Raw genomic sequence first — 16,331 nt, 5'->3', positions numbered from 1 at the left:
CGTGCAACGGTTCCTTCTGACACCCCGCTGGTGGGGGATCAACCTCTTCGTCCTGGTCTCCGTGTCCTTCTGCCTCTTCATGGGCAGTTGGCAGCTCGACCGCTTCGCGGCGCGGGTCGAGGCCCATGAGGCGAGGGAACGCACCGAGGGCGTGTTCCCCACCGGCCAGGCCACTTCGTCCGTGGACGCCCTGGTGCCGGTCACCACGCGCACGACGGGGCGCCTCGCGGTCGTCACCGGCCGCTACGACGAGCAATTCCTGGTACCCGACCGATGGTTGGGCGACAGGCGTGGTTTCTACGTCGTCACCCTGTTGCGCCCGGAACGCGGCGACGCGGTGCCCGTCGTCCGAGGCTGGCTGCCCGGTGACGCCCACGGCGCCCGCGTCCCGGCTGCGCCGCGCGGCGAGGTGACCGTCACCGGTGCCGTCCAGCCCCCGGAAACCCGGGGGACCAGGGGCGCCCACGAGGAGGGCGGGTTGCCCGCCGGCCGGCTCGGTGTCCTCAACGCCGGTTCCTTGGTGAATCTCGTGCCGTACCCGGTGCACGATGCCTGGCTCACACTTCCCGACGCGCCGGGGGACCTGCGTCCCGTCCCTCCGGCCGGTGCGCCGGGCACCGGACTGGACCTCAAGGCCTTCCAGAACCTGGGCTACACCGGAGAGTGGTTCGCCTTCGCGGGCTTCGTCGTCTTCATGTGGTCCCGCTTCTACCGCCGTGAATCAGAGCTCCACCGCGCCCGGCAGGGCGACGCCCCGGTGGGCACACCGCGGCCCGTGCCCGCTGCGGCCGTTGCCACGGTCCGGCACGACCCGACCGCCGACGCGCGCAAGGACCGCGTCCTGAAGGTCTCGGGAGCGGTCCTGGGCGCGGGGCTGCTGGCCCTGATCGTCTGGAGCGGCACCGCGTACGTCGCGGGTGAGGACGTCAACAGCAGACTGGTCGCCTTCGACGTCGTCTCCGACCGGGCGGTCGAGGCCAGGATCGAGGTCGAAAGGGCCTCCAGTGCGTCCCCCGTGGTCTGTACGCTGCGCTCCCTCGCGCAGACGGGCCAGGAGGCCGGCCGCAAGGACGTGCGGATCACGGAGAGCGGTCGGCGGGTCGAGGCCCGGGTGACACTGCGCACCGCGCAACGGGCCACCTCCGTGGAACTGGTCGGCTGCCGTTAGCGGTGGTGCCGGCGGCGGCCGAGGACCGCCGTCGTGCCGGTTTCCGATGGTGGACGTGGTGGCAGTGCACCATCCCCGGACCGGGACGGTCCGCGTCGAAGTCGACGACGAGGATCCTGCCGGGCGGGACGACGGCGGTGTCCTCGCGGGGACCGTGGTCCGGGAGGGCGAAGGGTGTGGCCGCGCAACGGCACGGGGTGCCACAACTGCGTCGTGTTCGTGGACACCAGGCGCGCAGGTTCGCCGCCCGGTGCGAGTGCGGGCGTGTCGGGGTGCCCCGGGTGACCCCCGCGGCCCGCGGCGCCGGAACGGGCTCCCAGCAGGTTCACTCCTGCTGCGACGGCTCCCGCGCGGAGTGCGGCGCGGCATGTGGCGGCCGCGCGCACGGCGCATCACCCCGTGTCGACGCAGAACAGAGAGCCCCGGCACCGCTGTGCGTGCCCCGGTCGTGATCGGGGGGCGGTGCACCGGGAGACGGGCATCCAGCTCCCTGCCCGGTGCCGGGCCCGTCCGCGCAGCGTTCGGAGGAGTGCCCGGCCGAGGAGTAGAAGTCCAGCAGCAGCCAGCCCGCGACGAGGAGCAGCACAAGCGCGGCGGCGATCAGAAGCCATGCGGGAGCTGTCCGGCTGGATCTCCTGCGAGTAAGTGGTGACCAGGGCACCTCGGCGTGCCTCCCATGAAGCGGACTGGGGGATCGCCGCCCACATTAAGCGGTGGCTGTGCAATGGCCGGACAGTGGTGGTGCAGGAAAGTGCGAACCGGCGAAGTGGTCCGTTCGCCGCTTGTCAGCCGGAGTGCAGGGCTTTTCAAAGATTCCGCTTCCCGAGTTTCCTGTCCGGAACCCTCTTGTAGGCCGGTTGTACGGTCGAACGAAGTCATGGCGTGGTGTCGTGTACAGGAGGAGAAAGTGATGGGAATCGGAAGGCGTGGGGCCCTGTGGGTGGGCGGAACCGTTCTCGTGGTGGGCGGTGCGACGGCCGCGGGAGTCGTGGTGGTCACGGGTGGGGATTCCTCCGCCCGGCAGGAGGCGATTGCCGAGAAGGGCCGGTCGGTCATGCCCTTCGACCTGGAACGGACGACGCACCGATTCACGGAAACGGCGACGGGCGGAACCCAGGACGTGGTCGCAGACCGGGAACAGGATGCGGAACAAGTGCGCCTGATCCGTTCACACTTGAAGAAGGAGGCTGCCGCGTTCGCTCGCGGTGACTTCGCGGATCCCGCAAAAATCCACGGCTCCGCCATGCCCGGCTTGAAAGAGTTGTCCGACGGGCACGAGAACATCGAGGTGCGGTACTCCGAACGGCCCGACGGGGCCACGCTGACCTACACGACGACCGACCGGGCCCTGGTGAACGCGCTGCACCGCTGGTTCGGGGCACAACTCGGCGATCACGGTGCCCACGCGCAGCACGGCGCCGGGTGACGACGCCCGGACGTCCGACCTGTGACCATTAGTGCGCAAGCGGCGGACGCACAGTCACGTTCAGCGGTTTTCATCTAAGATCCACGCGGTGGAGGCGGGGGCCTCCGAAGGGGATTCGGTGGACGTTCGTGCGCATACTTCTGGTGGAGGACGACGAGCACGTGGCTGACGCGCTCTCCGAGGCTCTCCGGCAACACGGCCACGCCGTCAGCTGGGTGCCCTCGGGGACCCGTGCGGTGAACATGGCCCCGGAGACCGAGTTCGTCCTGCTGGACCTCAACCTCCCGGACCTCGACGGGTACGAGGTGTGCCGCCGGATCCGGACCTTCTCCGCGGTGCCCATCATCGCGGTGACCGCGCGCTCCGAGGAACTGGACCGGGTACTGCTCCTGAAGGCCGGCGCCGACGACTACGTCGTCAAGCCGTACGGCATCCGTGAACTCCTGGCGCGGATAGAAGCGGTGACGAGACGCAGCGGACCCTCAACGCCCGTGGCCGGCCCTACTCCGCCGCTGATGGAGGTGGGGCCGCTGTCGATCGACGTCCGGGCGCGCCAGGTGACCCTTGCCGGACGGCCGCTTTCCCTCACCGCCAAGGAATTCGACCTGCTCACGATGCTGATGGAGGAAAGCGGAGCCGTACTGACCAGGGAGTCGATCATCGAACGGGTGTGGGACGAGAACTGGTACGGCTCCACTCGCACCCTGGACGTCCACATCTCCGCCCTGCGCGCCAAACTCGGGGACAGGAGGTGGATCGAGACGGTCCGCGGTGTGGGTTTCCGCCTCACCGACCCGAACCAGTGAGGCGCACGGCGTGCAGATACGGCTTCTGATCACGTACCTGTCACTCACCCTCCTGATCCTGCTCATGCTGGGCGCTCCCCTGGCGCTCAGCTACTCGATGAACGAGTACCACCACCTGGTGACCGTGCGGCACCAGGCCGTGCAGGAGTTCGCCAAGGACGCGGGCCAGGTACTCACCGGAGGGTCCCCGGACGACCTCGAGGACCGGATGCGCGCGTACGACAGGCGCTACGACACCACCATCGTCGTCGTCGACCACGACGGCCGCACCGTCCTGTCGTCCCGGGACGGCGCCGACCGCGTGGCCAAGAGGCTGAGCGCGCGCCTCGTGAACGCGGTGCGCGGCTCCGCCACCGGCGTACCGCACCGCCCCAGCCCCACCCTCCGCCCGGAGCCGGTGATCTTCGCCGAGCCGGCCTACCGGGGTGAGACGGTGGTGGGCGCCGTCGGTGCCGTCGCCTCCACCACCGCCCTGCGGCACGACATCGTCCAGCGCCTCCTCGTGCTTCTGGTCGTGGGAGCCCTGGCCCTCACCGCCGTGGGCCTCGCCGGCATTCCGCTCAGTCGCTGGCTGCTTCGGCCCATCGAGCGACTGAACAGGACGGCTCAGGCCATAGCCGACGGGGCGTACGACGCCCGGGCACAGTGCGCGGGGGGCCCACCGGAGATACGAAGGCTCTTCCACGCGTTCGACCTGATGGCGGACCGGCTCGTCACACTGCTGAATGCCCAGAAGGCCTTCGCCGCCGACGCCTCGCACCAGATGCGCAATCCCCTGACGGCCCTGAGACTGCGGGTGGAGGCACTCGAGCCGTGGATCAGGCCTGAAGGGGCCCGGCAGTTGGAACAGGCCGTCACGGAGGCCGAGCGACTGTCCTCCATCCTCGACCAGATGCTCCGCCTGGCACGAGCCCAGGGCCTGGACCAGCCCGCGGAGCCCGTCGACGTGCGGACGGTGGTGTCGGGACGGATCACCGCCTGGAGCGAGGCGGCCGTTCGCAAGGGCGTGAAGCTCGTCGGCCCCGAGGGGAACGCCGCCGTGTGCGCCTGCGTCCCCGGACACCTGGAACAGATCCTCGACGTCCTCATCGACAACGCCCTGCACGTGTCCGACGCGGACACCCGCGTCGTCATCCGGCTCGAGACCTCCGGCGACACCGTCCGGATACATGTCCGGGACGAGGGACCGGGCATGAGTGCGGAGGAGTGCCGGCGTGCCCTCGACCGGTTCTGGCGGGGCAGCAACTCCGCCGGCCGTGAGGGGTCCGGTCTCGGCCTGGCGATCGCCGACGCCCTGGCGCAGTCCAACAGCGGATCGCTGTGTCTGGTACCGGTCCCGGCACCCGCCCACGGCGTGGACGCCCGGCTCACCCTGCCGCTGTGGGCTCACCGCGAAGCGAAGTGAAGCGGACGCCTGCCAGTTCCTTGAAGTTTCTTAACGCTGCTCTGCGCCCCTGCTGACCTACGCGCCCATACGGTCGGTTCGCCATCGAACAACGAGGCGATCTCGTCAACACACGGGGGTAGCGTTGACTTTGCAGGCACCTGACTTCACTCAGTTCCAGCTCGAGAGATACTCGCGGCAGATCCGCCAGGACGGCTTCGGCATCGAGGGGCAGCGGCGGCTGCGGGACGCGCACGTCGTGATCTCACGCGGCGGCGGCGTCGGCGGAACGGTCGCCGCACACCTGGCCATGGCCGGTGTGGGCCGCCTGACGGTCGCTCACGGAGGCACCGTCGTCCCTGAGTTCCTCAACCGCTGGCTTCTCGCCACGGCGGACGACCTGGGGCGGCCGTGCGCGGACGCGTTCGCCGACACCCTCCGGCGCATCAACCCCGAGGCCGACGTGGCGACCGTCCCCGAGTACGTCAATCCGGACAACGTCCGTTCCATCGTCGGCGACGCCGACCTCATCGTGGACGGCGCCCCCCTCTTCGAGGAGCGCTACGCCCTCAACCAGGCCGCGGTCGACCTGGGCATCCCCCTCGTCTCCGGAGCGATGTACGACACCGAGGGCTACGTCCTGACCGTCCGGCCCGGCCGCACGCCCTGCCTCGCCTGTGTCTACCCGCAGAAGCCGGACTACTGGAACGACATCAGCGTCTTCCCGGTCATGAGTCCGGCGTCCGGCTTCGTCGGAACGATGGCCGCCATGGAGGCGATCAAGGTGATCACCGGCTTCGCCGAGCCCCTCGCGTCGCAGCTCATGTACTTCGACCTGCGCACGAACATGACCCGACTGCTCAACGTGGTACGGCGACCCGACTGCCGGACCTGCGGCAGCCTCGTCGACGCCCGCTCCTGAACCGAACGGAAGACTGGTCATGCCCAAACTCTTCATTCCGACCATCATGCGACGCCACACCGACGGCAAGGCCGTGGCCGAGGTCTCCGGTGTGACGGTGGCCGAGGCGTTCGCCGACTTCGCGGCCCGTTACCCGGGTGTCGAGAGCATGCTGCGCGACTCTTCCGGACGGATGCTTCCGCACATCAATGTGTTCGTGAACGGTGACGACATCCGAGTGCTCGACGGTGAACAGACCGCTGTCGCCGCTCGCGACGAGGTCCACGTCATCCCCGCGATGGCCGGGGGTGCGCTATAGCCGGCATCACGCGGCGAGGCATCCTCATTGCCGTTGCCACAAGTGTCCTGGGTTCGTCCCTCACGGCGTGCTCGAACACGGCCTCCGCGGGGGACGGGAAGACCGTCACGGTCTTCGCGGCCGCTTCCCTGGGGAGCGCCCTGGAAGAGGTGAAGCAAGGCTTCCGCAAGGAGCATCCCGACCTCGAGGTCCGGCTGAACCTCGGCAGTTCCTCCACACTCGTGACGCAGTTGGCGAACGGAGCCCCCGGTGACGTCTTCGCCTCCGCCGACGAGCACACCATGCAGAAGGCCGTCGACGGAAAGCTGACCGAGGACAAGCCCGAAGTCTTCGCCCGCAACACGCTCGCCCTCCTCGTCCAGAAGGGAAACCCCGAGAAGATCAAGGGACTCGAGGATCTCGACCGGCCCGGCCTGACCGTATCGATGTGCGGACCGCAGGTCCCCGTCGGCCGCTATGCGCGACAGGCCCTGCAACGATCGGGAGTGTCCGTACCGAAGGGCGGCGAGGAACTCGACGTCAAGCAGGTCGTGAGCCGCGTCACCATGGGTGAGGCCGACGTGGGCGTGGTGTACGCCACCGAGGTGCTGGGCGCCAGGGGAAAGGCCGACGGAATCGCCGTGCCTCCCGCCCGGAACGTCGAGGCACGGTACCCGGTCGGTCTCCTCAACACCGGAAGGAACACGGCCGGTGGCCGGCTGTTCGTGGACTACCTGCTGTCCGCGGAAGCCCAGAAGGTCCTGCGTCGTCACGGCTTCCTGGCGCCGGCATGACCGACACCTCGATCAAGCACCCGATCGACGTGATGCAGCAGGGAGCGCCGTTGCAGCCACCGCGAGCGCGCCGCTCGCGGTGGCTGCCGGCCGCCTTCATGACGTTGGGCGGGCTCGGCATCCTCATGTTCGCCGCTCCGCTCGCGGCGCTCCTGCTGCGCGTTCCGTGGGCCGACGCCATGGAGCAGTTGGGGGCGCCCGAGACCCGAGCCGCGCTGAGCGTGTCGCTCCTGTGCTCCGTCAGCGCCACCGTGCTGTGCCTGGTCCTCGGTGTGCCCGTCGCGTGGATCCTGGTCCGCACCGAGCTGCCCGGACGCTCCGTCCTCCGGGCCATCACCACTCTTCCCGTGGTGCTCCCGCCCGTGGTGGGGGGTGTGGCCCTCCTGCTCGCCTTCGGACGCGACGGCGTCTTCGGCCGGTTCCTCGACGAAGCCTTCGGAATACGGCTGGCCTTCTCGACGCACGGTGTGATTCTCGCCGAGGCGTTCGTCGCCATGCCGTTCCTGGTGCTCACCGTGTGCGGCGCCCTGCAGTCGGCCGACACACGCATGGAAGAAGCCGCCCGTACGCTGGGCGCCAGTCCCTGGACGGTCTTCCGACGGGTCACGCTCCCGCAGATCCGGCCGTCGCTGCTGTACGGCGGGGTGCTCTGCTGGGCACGTGCCCTGGGCGAGTTCGGCGCCACGATCACCTTCGCGGGGAACCTGCCGGGCACCACGCAGACGCTGCCGCTGGCGGTCTACGTCGCCCTCGAACGCAGTCCGGAGGCGGCGATCGTGCTGAGCCTGCTGCTCCTTGCGGTGTCGCTCAGCATCCTGATCGGTCTGCGCAAGCAATGGGCAGGTGGACTGTGAGTCTCCAGGCAGCGATCCAGGCGTCGGCCGGCACCTTCTCGATCGACGTCGGCCTCGACATCCCCGAGGGGCAGACGGTGGCCGTCCTCGGCCCCAACGGCGCGGGCAAGAGCACACTGCTGCGAGCGCTGTGCGGGCTGCTCCCGCTCGGTGGCGGCAGGCTCACCCTCAACGGACGGGTGCTCGACGACCCGGCCGCCGGTACCTTCGTGCCGCCGGAATGCCGTCCGGTCGGAGTCGTGTTCCAGGACCTCCGGCTCATCCCGCACCTGAACGCCGTCGACAATGTGGCGTTCGGCCTGCGGTGCCGCGGTGTCTCCCGGGCCGAATGCCGCCGCAGGGCGGCCCAATGGCTCGACCGGCTCGGTCTGGACGACCGGGCCGCGGCCCGTCCCCGGGAGCTGTCGGGCGGGCAGGCCCAACGGGTCGCCCTGGCACGAGCCCTGGCCATCACCCCGGATCTGCTCCTCCTCGACGAACCGCTCTCGGCGCTCGACGTGGGCCTCCGCGCCGACATGCGCAGGGACCTGCAACGGGCCCTGGCGTCGTTCCCGGGGGTGCGGCTGGTGGTCACGCACGATCCCACGGAGGCCTTCACGCTGGCGGACCAGTTGCTGATCATCGAAGACGGCAGGGTGGTGCAGTCCGGCAGCCCCGCAGAGGTGACGGCCCGGCCACGATCTCCCTACGTGGCCCGCTTCGTGGGCATCAACCTGCTCCGCGGCTGGGCGGAAGGGGACCGTCTCACGGTGGAAGGGGGCCGGAGTCTCGTCATACCGAAGGGCGCGAGCGGAGACGTGTGGGCCGGCATTCACCCGCGCGCGATCGCGCTCCATCGCGACGAACCCGACGGCTCACCGCGCAACACCTGGCGTTGCCGCGTGGAGAGTCTCGATGTCGAACGCGACGTGCTGCGCGTCTCACTGGCCGGCAAGCCCGCCGTGGTCGCGGAGGTGACCACGGCAGCCTTCGCCGAGCTCGGACTGGAACCGGGCGACGACGTCTGGGTCTCCGTCAAGGCCACCGAGATCGAGGTCTTCGGAGCATGACGGAGGCACAGCGCCGCGTGGGGGGTCGCGCCGCGGGAGAGGTCTTCTGGGCCTTCTTCCGCATCGGCGGCCTCTCGTTCGGCGGACCGGCGGCCAACATGGCGCTGGTGCACAGCAAGGTGGTCCTGGGCCTGAAATGGCTCGACGAGCGCGAGTTCCTGGATCTCGTCGGCATGGTCACCGTGCTGCCCGGTCCCAATGCCGTCGAGATGGCCATGCACATCGGGCACCGACGGGCCGGCCGCGTCGGGTTCGTCCTCGGCGGGGTGGCATTCGTCCTGCCCGGCGCGCTGCTGGCCGCGGTGCTCGGCGCGCTCTACTTGCGCTACGGGAGCACGTCCGCGGCGGCCGGGATCCTGTACGGCATCAAACCCGTGGTCATCGCCGTCACCGGCTGGTCGGTCGTCCGCCTCGCCAAGGGCGCGCGGCCGCAACGGGGCAGGATCGCCCTGATCGCCTGTGTGGCAGGGCTGTACCTCCTGGGCGTCGACGAGCTGGCCCTGCTCGCGATCGCCGGTGCCGTCATGCTCGGCGCCCACCTGTGGCGCGTCCGTCGAACGGGCAGGTCCCCGCTCCTGCTCGTGCCCCTCGCGGTCCCCGCCGAGCACCCCGACCTCCCCGCCCTCGCGGGAGTGTTCCTCAAGGCGGGAGCCCTCCTCTTCGGCGGCGGCGCGGTCCTCCTCGCCGTACTGCGCGGTGAACTCGTGGTCGACAGAGGATGGATCACCGAGGACCAGCTCCTGGACGCCATCATGGTCGGACAGGTGACACCCGGGCCGGTGCTCAACACGGCCACCTTCCTCGGTTACACCCTCGCCGGTCCGCTCGGCGCCCTCGTCGTGACGATCGCCGTGGTTCTGCCGTCCTTCGTCCTCATGGCGGCCGCCGGTCCTGCTCTGCGCGTGATCAGGAAGCACGCCTCGACACGTGCGGCACTGGACGGGGTGACGCTCGGTGCCATCGGCGTCCTCGCGGGATTCACCGTCGAGCTGGGACGCAGCGCACTCGTCGATCCGCTCACCGTCGTCGTCGCGGCCACCGCGGGGCTCGTCCTGTGGCGGCGTCCGTCGTCCGCCCTGCCTCTGGTGGGCGCGGGGGCCGTCTTCGGGTTGCTGCGCCTCCTCATCCACCATCTCCTCTGAAGGAGCAGGGCACGTGCACCGCCACTTCCTCAGCGCCGAACTGCGGGGCCGCCCCGCCCGCACGCTCACCGGCGCCATAAGCTTCGCCATCGGGCTGGCGCTGTTCCTCAGCCTGCAGGCATACGGCAACGGTTACCGTGAGGCAGCCCGGACACCCCTGACCGAGATCGGCACCGACATCGTCGCCCAGCGCGAGGGCGACCGTCCGGACGCCTTCGAGGGGGTGGTCTTCCCTCATTCCGCCGCGCCCATCAGCGCGGACGAGGTCGAGAAGATCAGGCGCGTCGAGGGTGTGGAAGAGGTCGGCCGTGCGCTGTTCCTCTGGTCGTTCCAGAACGACGACCTCGTCGTCGCCCTCGGGGTCGATCCAGCGACGGGCACCGGCCCGGGACGCCTGCGCGCCGGCGTGCGTGAAGGGCGCTTCCTCACCGCCGGGGACTCCGGCGCTGCGGTGGTCGACCTGAGTTACGCCGAGCAGAAGAAGATCCGGGTCGGCGGATCGGTCACCGTGGACGGGCGGGACCACACCGTGGTCGGTCTGGTGGACAGCAGCCGCGCCGGCCAGATAGCCAACGCCAACGTCTACATACCGCTGCCGGACGCACAGGACATGTCCACCCGGGCGGGGCTGACGAAGCCGGCCGACGTCAACATGGTGTTCGTCACCAGCCGGCCGTCCCGCAGCTCCGCCGTCGCAAAGGACATGAAGTCACTGCTCGGTGAGGACGGACTGATCACGACCCCGCAGTCGTTCGACAAGGTGCTCGGGCCCACGTTCGGCCTCATCGACCGGCTGGGCCTGCTGGTCGGCGTCGCGGCCCTGCTGGTCGCGGCGGCGGGTCTGGCCCGCACGGTGATGTCCAATCTCGCCGAGCGCCGGCGTGACGTCGCCGTGCTGCGCGCGGTCGGCTGGTCCCGCCGCTCGGTGACCTCCCAACTCACCGCCGAGACAACGGCGGTCACCCTTCTCGGCCTCGGCCTCGGAGTTCTGGTGGCCGGAGCGGTGACATGGGCACTGAGCCGTACGCAGGTGACCGTTCCCGTGCCCTGGGAACTCAGCCCGACCCCTCACTTCCTGCCCGGGGGAGCGCGTCGGCTGTCACTCACGGTTCCGTTGGACGCCTCGCTGGGCCCGGCCATGATCGCGGTGGCCGCGGTGGTCAGCCTGGGGACGGCGGGACTGGTCAGCGTCATCGCCGCGCGACGCGCGGCAGGGATCAAGCCGATGGAGGCATGGCGTGCCTGATGAGGTCCTGCGGGCCGAGGGAGTACGGAAGTCCTTCGGATCCGTCACCGCCGTCGCCGGAGTGGACCTGAGCGTCCACGCCGGTGAGTTCCTGGCCATCGTCGGAAGATCGGGGTCGGGCAAGAGCACCCTGCTCAACCTGCTCGCCGGACTCGACTCGCCGGACACCGGAGAGATCACCAGCCTCGGCGAGCGCCTGCCCACGGAGGAGGACGCCCTGGCGACGTGGCGACGCGACCACGTGGGGCTCGTCTTCCAGGCGTTCCACCTGATCCCCACCCTCTCCGCGGTGGAGAACGTCGCCGTGCCCCTGTATCCCCGGCGCATGAGCGCCGCCGAGCGCAGGGAGCGGGCCGAGGGCCGCCTCGACCAGGTCGGCCTCGGCCATCGTGTGGCGCACCGGCCCGGACAGTTGTCCGGGGGAGAACAGCAACGTGTCGCGATCGCGCGAGCGTTGGTCGGTGAGCCGTCCCTGGTGCTCGCGGACGAACCGACCGGCAATCTCGACAGCACGACGGGCAAGGAGATCCTCGACATGTTCCAACACCTGCGGAAGGAAACGGGTTTCGCGCTCGTCGTGGTGACCCACGACGAAAAGGTGGCCGCCGCGGCCGACCGGCGGATCCGGCTGCGCGACGGCGAGGTAGTGGGATGAAGCGCCTCGGCACGGCCCTGGCGGTCGCGGTGGTTCTCGCGGTCGGAGGCTGTTCGCAGGACAAGGACACGGACGAGGACGCGTCCCCGCCCACCGCAGGGGCGAGCCTGGATCTGGTGTACCTCGACCACCCGCCCGTACAGCCGGTTCTCGAGGACATCGACAAGGTCCTCACCGCCTACGAGGGCGAGGTCGAGGTCTCCAGGCACGACGCGGACACGCCCGAGGGCCAGGATTTCGCGGAGAAGCACGACCTGACGGGCCACGTCATGATCGCCGTGCTCATCGACGGCAAGGTCCGCTTCAAGGGCTTTCCCGTCGGCCGGGCTCCCATGAAGGCGGCCGAGGGGGACTGGCGTATCGAGGACCTCGACACCGCGCTGCGGGAGCGCACCAGGAGTGAAGCTCCGTGACGCGCACCTATGTATGGTCCCAACTGCGCCACCGTGGCCGGCGAGCCCTCGCCGTGGTCGGTGCGGTGGCTCTCGGCTCGGCCCTCTTCATCGCCCTCACCTCGCTGGGCGCGGGATTCCGCGAGGCGGCGCGCGAGCCGCTCGACGGAGTCGCCGCCGACGTGGTCCTCACGCGCCCGGACGACGGCACACCGTCCCAGCAGGCCACCCGAGGCGTGCGGTTGCCCTTCGGCCTGTCGACCTTCAACTCCGAGGAGCTGCGCGACATCGAGTCGGTCGAGGGGGTCAGCGTGGCCGTGGGGTCGCTCCAGATCTGGGACTTCGGGCCGCGATCCACCGTCACCATCGCGGGGGTCGACCCGGCGCAGCACGCCGTCGGCCCGGGACGGGTGCTGGACCGGAACATGGTGCGCGGCCGGCCCCTGCGCACCGGGGAACGCGACGTGGCCGTACTCGACCAGCACTACGCGGCCTTCTACGGAACCGGGGTCGGGGATCAGGTCACCGTCGGCACCCGTGACTTCACGGTGGTGGGCCTTCTCGAGGTCAAGGATTCCAGCCAGGCCGCCGCTGCGAACATCTACGTCTCACTGGCCGATGCCCAGCAACTCGCCGGGCTGCGCGTCGGGCAGGTGAACCAGGTCCACGTGCAGGTCGGCAGTTCGGCCGACACCGAGGCGGTCACCCGTCGTATCACCGATCGTGTCGGCACGGTCAGCGCGATCACGCCGGACAGCCTCGTCCAGATCATGGGCGCCGTGGGGCGGATCTCCGCGCGCTTTTCCACGGTCGCGGCCGTTGTCGGCGCCGCGGGCGGGCTGCTGCTGAGCTGGACCGCTCTCCGGGGCCTGGTCGCGGAACGCACCCGCGAGATCGGCGTGCTGATGGCCGTGGGATGGAGCCGCCGCGACGTCGTGCGCACGTTCGGGCTCGAGGCCCTGGTCCTCAGCGCCGCCGGTGCGGCCGTCGGCATCCTCGTCGGTATGGCCCTCGCCGGTCTCCTGTCCTACCTGCCGACACCGGAGATCGTCACCGGCCCACCAGGGGCCGAGGGGCACGCGCCGGCCCCGGCGGAGCAGGCCGGTCTGCCGGTCGGCTTCAGCACGACGGCCCTCGCCACCGCCGGCCTCACCTCCGTGGTGGGAGCAACAGCCGCGGGCATGCTGGCAGCCCGCCGCGCGACGTCGCTCAAGCCGGCGCTGAACCTGGTGTCGTCCTAGGAGGGCGGACCGGCAGGAGGCCGAGACGGCCGAGTTCGCCGCCGTGGGGAGCAGGCCAGGCGGCGTCGGATCTCGAAGCCGTCCAGAATCCGCCCCCTGCCGGTCAGACCGGTCGTACGTTCCTGCCATGACGACCGTTGGCGACACCGACTACGAGTTCCGCACGGCCCGGCCCGAGGACACCGAGGCCATCGAGGCACTCGACGGGTCCTTCACCACGCACACCGTCTTCCATGTGGCCGTCACGGAGCACGGGTTCGCCCTCCGGGAGATCCCGGTGAACCCTCCCGTCCACAAGGTCTTCCCGGCCGTGACCACCGACGGCACCGATTCCCCCGTGGCCGAGGCGGATCCGAACAGCCGTACCTTCGTCGCCGTCGGCACCGACGGGGGGCTGGCGGGCTTCGCCACCGTTTCCTACGCTTCGTGGAACCGGCGGCTGGTCATCGAGGACATCGAAATCGCTCCGGCACATCGGGGCCGGGGCGTCGGCCGCGCCCTGATCGGCCACGCCGCCGGGTTCGCCCGAGAGTCCGGTGCGGGGCACCTCTGGCTGGAAGTCACCAACATCAACGCCCCGGCGATCCATGCCTACCAGCGGATGGGATTCACCTTCTGCGGGCTGGACACGACGCTCTACGACGGCACCCCCTCATCGGGCGAACGGGCCCTTTACATGAGCATGCCCTGCCCCTGAGCAGCTGACCGGGGCTGAGAGCGGTTCCGATGCGCCGGCCGGCGCCACCGTCGGGCCGACCGGTGGCGGGCCGAAGGGCACCGGGCCGCCACCGGAGGGGGCGTGACAGGGCCGCGACGTAACGGGCTCCAGCGGGCGGGTCAGGCCCGGTCCCGCTCCAGGCCCGTGACGAACCCGGACCATGCGCACCGCGTGAACGCGAGCCGAGGGCCGCCGCGCTCCTTGGAGTCCCGTACGTGTATGGCGGTCGCGTCGGAGGCCACCTCTACGCACTCGCCGCCTTCATCACCGCTGTAGCTGCTCTTGAACCAGTTGATCCGCGTGTACCGTTCGGTGTTCATAGGTCTCCCAGCATCTTCTCGAGCAGGCGAAAGGACTCGCGTGGGGTGAGTGCCTGCCCTCGGATGCTGCCATGCTTCGCGGCCAGGACACGCACCTCTTCCTGGTCAGTGACGAGGCGGCTGAAGTGCTGGACCTCCAGATAGGCGACCTGCGGCTTGCCCTTCGGGGTGAGCAATGCGAACGGGCCGCCCATGCCCGCATGGTCCTGGCTCGCGGTCGGCATGACCTGGATCTCGACGTGCCGCAACCGACCGATGCGGAGGAGCTGTTCCAACTGGCCACGCTGGACGGCCGGGCCGCCGAACGGCTGGCGCAGGATGCTCTCCTGGACTACAGCGCTCACGGTCGGCGGCGGCCATCGAGTCATCAAATCCTGCCGGGCCATCCGGGCGGCAACACGTTCCTCGATGGTCTCCTCGTCGAAGAAGGGCCGCCGGCTGGCGAACACGGCACGCGCGTACTCTTGGGTCTGGAACAGGCCCGGCACCGCCTGGTTGGCGAAGTAACAGAGCTCAACCGCCTCCCCCTCCAACCGCGCATAGTCCCGGAACCACTCCGGATGGCGCACCCTGCGCCTGGTCTTCGCCCGTTCCACGTCCTCCGCGGCCGACGCCAGCAGGCCGCCGCAGTCCAGCAACCGGTCCACCGCGACCAGCAGTTCGGGCTGGGGCGTCCGCCGCGCCCGCTCGACCGACGAGATCGTCTCCTCGCCGTACCCGATCCGGTCGCCCAACTCCTTCTGACTCAGCCCGGCCCGCTCCCGGGCGACCTTGATCTGCCGGCCCAAGGCCCGGAACAGGTCCGCGACGTCGTCCGCACCGTCCGCCTCGCCACCCGGGGGGACCCCCGTACCCGACTGCGCTGCCATGCCGTACCACCACCCTGTTTTCCCTGTACCGAGGACGAACCGGCGAGGGCCCGGCCGGGTCACGGCCGTACGCCCGTACACCACACGGTCCGCACCGGGACAGTCACCCTGGTACCGGCCGGAGTGCTCCCGACGGCAGGACGGCTCGGTCACCCTCGGTGGGGTGAATCAGGAAACCGTCACCGTTCCCGGTCGACCGATCGTCGGCGCGGCACACTTCCGCACCTTGTTCCCCGGCACCGCACACGGCGCGCACACCGCGCGCCACGCCGCCGAGCGCTGGCTGACCGCGCAGCAGGGCGGGCCGGAGGCCGCCGCCGACGACAGCACGGCCACGGCCTGTCTCCTCATCGCCGAACTGACCGCGAACGCCGCCCTGCACGGCAGCGCGAGAGGGAGGAACGCACGCCTCGCCCTCACCCTGACCCCCACCACCCTGCACATCGAGGTCACCGATGCGCGGGGCGATCGTCCGCCCGTGCCGGCCCCGGCCGCAGAGGCGGACGGCGAGTCCGGGCGGGGTCTGCTCCTGGTCGCTTCACTCGCGGACGCCTGGGGCTGCGTACCGTGCCCGCCGGGCGGCAAGACGGTGTGGGCGGAGTGCGCCCGTTGGGCGGCCCTCAGGACGTGCCCCGGCTCTCCCGGTGGTCCCGCAACCACGTCGGCGTCTCCATGAGCCGCGTGACATGTGGAGCAGGTCGAGCCGTTCCGCGCGGCCGTCCGGCAGGGCGGCGCCCCCGAGCCCGCGCTCACGGCGGATCCGATCATTGGGACGTCCTGGTGCGCCGCTGCCTCGTCCCGCCCGGCGGCACGGTCGAGGCACCGGAGGACGGTCACTGAACGTCTTTCACCGCCGGGGGGTTGAGGTGACCCGGGTCGTTCGGACGAGGGTGTGGCGGGGGGGGGGGGGGGGCCCGCCCCCCCCCCCCGACCCCCCCCCCCCCCCCGCCCCCCCCCCCCCCCCCCGCCCCCCCCCCCCCCCCCCCCCCCCCCCCCCCCCGGGGGGGGGGCCCCCCGCGGCGCCCCCCCCCCCCCCCCCCCCCCCCCCCCCCCCCCCCCCCGCCCCCC

Annotated in this window: 19 protein-coding genes; 16 read left to right on the top strand and 3 right to left on the bottom strand. The window is 70.6% G+C overall.

Annotated features, from left to right (window positions below; translation table 11 throughout):
• The first annotated feature begins 1 nt into the window (after position 1).
• Positions 2 to 1,168 carry an SURF1 family cytochrome oxidase biogenesis protein gene (locus tag ACFYOV_RS27060; protein WP_389091749.1) on the top strand — a complete coding sequence of 389 codons (1,167 nt, stop codon included), beginning with the start codon at positions 2 to 4 and terminating at the stop codon, positions 1,166 to 1,168.
• Here the strand turns inward: ACFYOV_RS27060 and ACFYOV_RS27055 are convergent.
• Complete coding sequence (locus tag ACFYOV_RS27055) at positions 1,080 to 1,406, bottom strand: multicopper oxidase domain-containing protein (RefSeq protein WP_389092037.1); 327 nt, start codon at positions 1,404 to 1,406, stop codon at positions 1,080 to 1,082. The two genes, ACFYOV_RS27060 and ACFYOV_RS27055, sit on opposite strands and share 89 nt — an antisense overlap.
• A gap of 723 nt (positions 1,407 to 2,129) precedes the next feature.
• On the opposite strand from ACFYOV_RS27055, the gene ACFYOV_RS27050 reads away from it, so the two are divergent.
• The 14 genes from ACFYOV_RS27050 (at position 2,130) to ACFYOV_RS26985 (ending at position 14,053) form a co-directional block, all read left to right on the top strand.
• Positions 2,130 to 2,594, top strand: a complete 465-nt coding sequence (locus ACFYOV_RS27050; protein ID WP_389091747.1) for an aspartate carbamoyltransferase — start codon at positions 2,130 to 2,132, stop codon at positions 2,592 to 2,594.
• 128 nt (positions 2,595 to 2,722) lie between these two features.
• Positions 2,723 to 3,400, top strand: coding sequence for a response regulator transcription factor (locus tag ACFYOV_RS27045; RefSeq protein WP_389091745.1), 678 nt, complete (start codon positions 2,723 to 2,725; stop codon positions 3,398 to 3,400).
• Positions 3,401 to 3,410: 10 nt separating this feature from the next.
• On the top strand, positions 3,411 to 4,805 hold the full coding sequence (locus tag ACFYOV_RS27040) for a sensor histidine kinase (protein ID WP_389091742.1): 1,395 nt from the start codon (positions 3,411 to 3,413) through the stop codon (positions 4,803 to 4,805).
• Between the two features lie 130 nt (positions 4,806 to 4,935).
• On the top strand, positions 4,936 to 5,706 hold the full coding sequence (locus ACFYOV_RS27035; protein ID WP_389091740.1) for a HesA/MoeB/ThiF family protein: 771 nt from the start codon (positions 4,936 to 4,938) through the stop codon (positions 5,704 to 5,706).
• A gap of 19 nt (positions 5,707 to 5,725) precedes the next feature.
• Complete coding sequence (locus tag ACFYOV_RS27030) at positions 5,726 to 6,004, top strand: MoaD/ThiS family protein (protein ID WP_389091737.1); 279 nt, start codon at positions 5,726 to 5,728, stop codon at positions 6,002 to 6,004.
• 149 nt (positions 6,005 to 6,153) lie between these two features.
• Complete coding sequence (modA, locus tag ACFYOV_RS27025) at positions 6,154 to 6,777, top strand: molybdate ABC transporter substrate-binding protein (RefSeq protein ID WP_389091735.1); 624 nt, start codon at positions 6,154 to 6,156, stop codon at positions 6,775 to 6,777.
• The gene (locus ACFYOV_RS27020) at positions 6,774 to 7,631 is read left to right on the top strand and encodes an ABC transporter permease (RefSeq protein ID WP_389091732.1); all 858 of its coding nucleotides are present in this window, start codon (positions 6,774 to 6,776) and stop codon (positions 7,629 to 7,631) included. Before modA ends, ACFYOV_RS27020 begins: the two co-directional genes overlap by 4 nt.
• The gene (locus ACFYOV_RS27015; protein WP_389091729.1) at positions 7,628 to 8,680 is read left to right on the top strand and encodes an ABC transporter ATP-binding protein; all 1,053 of its coding nucleotides are present in this window, start codon (positions 7,628 to 7,630) and stop codon (positions 8,678 to 8,680) included. The genes ACFYOV_RS27020 and ACFYOV_RS27015 overlap by 4 nt, the downstream gene beginning before the upstream one ends.
• A complete protein-coding gene (gene chrA / locus ACFYOV_RS27010; RefSeq protein ID WP_389091727.1) occupies positions 8,677 to 9,822 on the top strand; it encodes a chromate efflux transporter in 1,146 nt (381 codons plus the stop codon). Before ACFYOV_RS27015 ends, chrA begins: the two co-directional genes overlap by 4 nt.
• A 13-nt stretch (positions 9,823 to 9,835) precedes the next feature.
• Positions 9,836 to 11,068: an ABC transporter permease gene (locus tag ACFYOV_RS27005; protein WP_389091724.1), complete on the top strand. Its 1,233-nt coding sequence runs from the start codon at positions 9,836 to 9,838 to the stop codon at positions 11,066 to 11,068.
• Entirely contained in the window at positions 11,061 to 11,723 is a 663-nt protein-coding gene (locus ACFYOV_RS27000; RefSeq protein ID WP_389091721.1) for an ABC transporter ATP-binding protein, read from the top strand. The genes ACFYOV_RS27005 and ACFYOV_RS27000 overlap by 8 nt, the downstream gene beginning before the upstream one ends.
• Positions 11,720 to 12,136, top strand: a complete 417-nt coding sequence (locus ACFYOV_RS26995; RefSeq protein ID WP_389091719.1) for a hypothetical protein — start codon at positions 11,720 to 11,722, stop codon at positions 12,134 to 12,136. The genes ACFYOV_RS27000 and ACFYOV_RS26995 overlap by 4 nt, the downstream gene beginning before the upstream one ends.
• Positions 12,133 to 13,356 (top strand): ABC transporter permease, encoded by a 1,224-nt coding sequence (locus tag ACFYOV_RS26990; protein ID WP_389091718.1) that lies wholly within the window; start codon positions 12,133 to 12,135, stop codon positions 13,354 to 13,356. The genes ACFYOV_RS26995 and ACFYOV_RS26990 overlap by 4 nt, the downstream gene beginning before the upstream one ends.
• A gap of 127 nt (positions 13,357 to 13,483) precedes the next feature.
• Positions 13,484 to 14,053 carry a GNAT family N-acetyltransferase gene (locus tag ACFYOV_RS26985; protein ID WP_389091715.1) on the top strand — a complete coding sequence of 190 codons (570 nt, stop codon included), beginning with the start codon at positions 13,484 to 13,486 and terminating at the stop codon, positions 14,051 to 14,053.
• 140 nt (positions 14,054 to 14,193) lie between these two features.
• On the opposite strand, the gene ACFYOV_RS26980 is transcribed toward ACFYOV_RS26985, so the two are convergent.
• Positions 14,194 to 14,394: a DUF397 domain-containing protein gene (locus ACFYOV_RS26980; protein ID WP_389091712.1), complete on the bottom strand. Its 201-nt coding sequence runs from the start codon at positions 14,392 to 14,394 to the stop codon at positions 14,194 to 14,196.
• The gene (locus tag ACFYOV_RS26975; protein WP_389091710.1) at positions 14,391 to 15,263 is read right to left on the bottom strand and encodes a Scr1 family TA system antitoxin-like transcriptional regulator; all 873 of its coding nucleotides are present in this window, start codon (positions 15,261 to 15,263) and stop codon (positions 14,391 to 14,393) included. The genes ACFYOV_RS26980 and ACFYOV_RS26975 overlap by 4 nt, the downstream gene beginning before the upstream one ends.
• A 163-nt stretch (positions 15,264 to 15,426) precedes the next feature.
• Here ACFYOV_RS26975 and ACFYOV_RS26970 point away from each other — a divergent pair, with 163 nt between their 5' ends.
• Positions 15,427 to 15,939, top strand: a complete 513-nt coding sequence (locus ACFYOV_RS26970; RefSeq protein ID WP_389091707.1) for an ATP-binding protein — start codon at positions 15,427 to 15,429, stop codon at positions 15,937 to 15,939.
• Positions 15,940 to 16,331 lie beyond the last annotated feature (392 nt).

This window comes from Streptomyces sp. NPDC005931 (genome assembly GCF_042871235.1).
In the GTDB taxonomy this organism is placed as follows: domain Bacteria; phylum Actinomycetota; class Actinomycetes; order Streptomycetales; family Streptomycetaceae; genus Streptomyces.
Note: the sequence above shows the minus strand (reverse complement) of the source record. Positions and strands in the feature narration are given on the sequence as shown.

Bases quoted from the DNA above. Each gene is read 5' to 3' on its own strand.
- ACFYOV_RS27020 (WP_389091732.1), top strand. From the start codon at position 6,774: ATGACCGACACCTCGATCAAGCACCCGATCGACGTGATGCAGCAGGGA.
- chrA (WP_389091727.1), top strand. From the start codon at position 8,677: ATGACGGAGGCACAGCGCCGCGTGGGGGGTCGCGCCGCGGGAGAGGTC.
- ACFYOV_RS26975 (WP_389091710.1), bottom strand. From the start codon at position 15,263: ATGGCAGCGCAGTCGGGTACGGGGGTCCCCCCGGGTGGCGAGGCGGAC.
- ACFYOV_RS26980 (WP_389091712.1), bottom strand. From the start codon at position 14,394: ATGAACACCGAACGGTACACGCGGATCAACTGGTTCAAGAGCAGCTAC.
- ACFYOV_RS26995 (WP_389091719.1), top strand. From the start codon at position 11,720: ATGAAGCGCCTCGGCACGGCCCTGGCGGTCGCGGTGGTTCTCGCGGTC.
- ACFYOV_RS27030 (WP_389091737.1), top strand. From the start codon at position 5,726: ATGCCCAAACTCTTCATTCCGACCATCATGCGACGCCACACCGACGGC.
- ACFYOV_RS26985 (WP_389091715.1), top strand. From the start codon at position 13,484: ATGACGACCGTTGGCGACACCGACTACGAGTTCCGCACGGCCCGGCCC.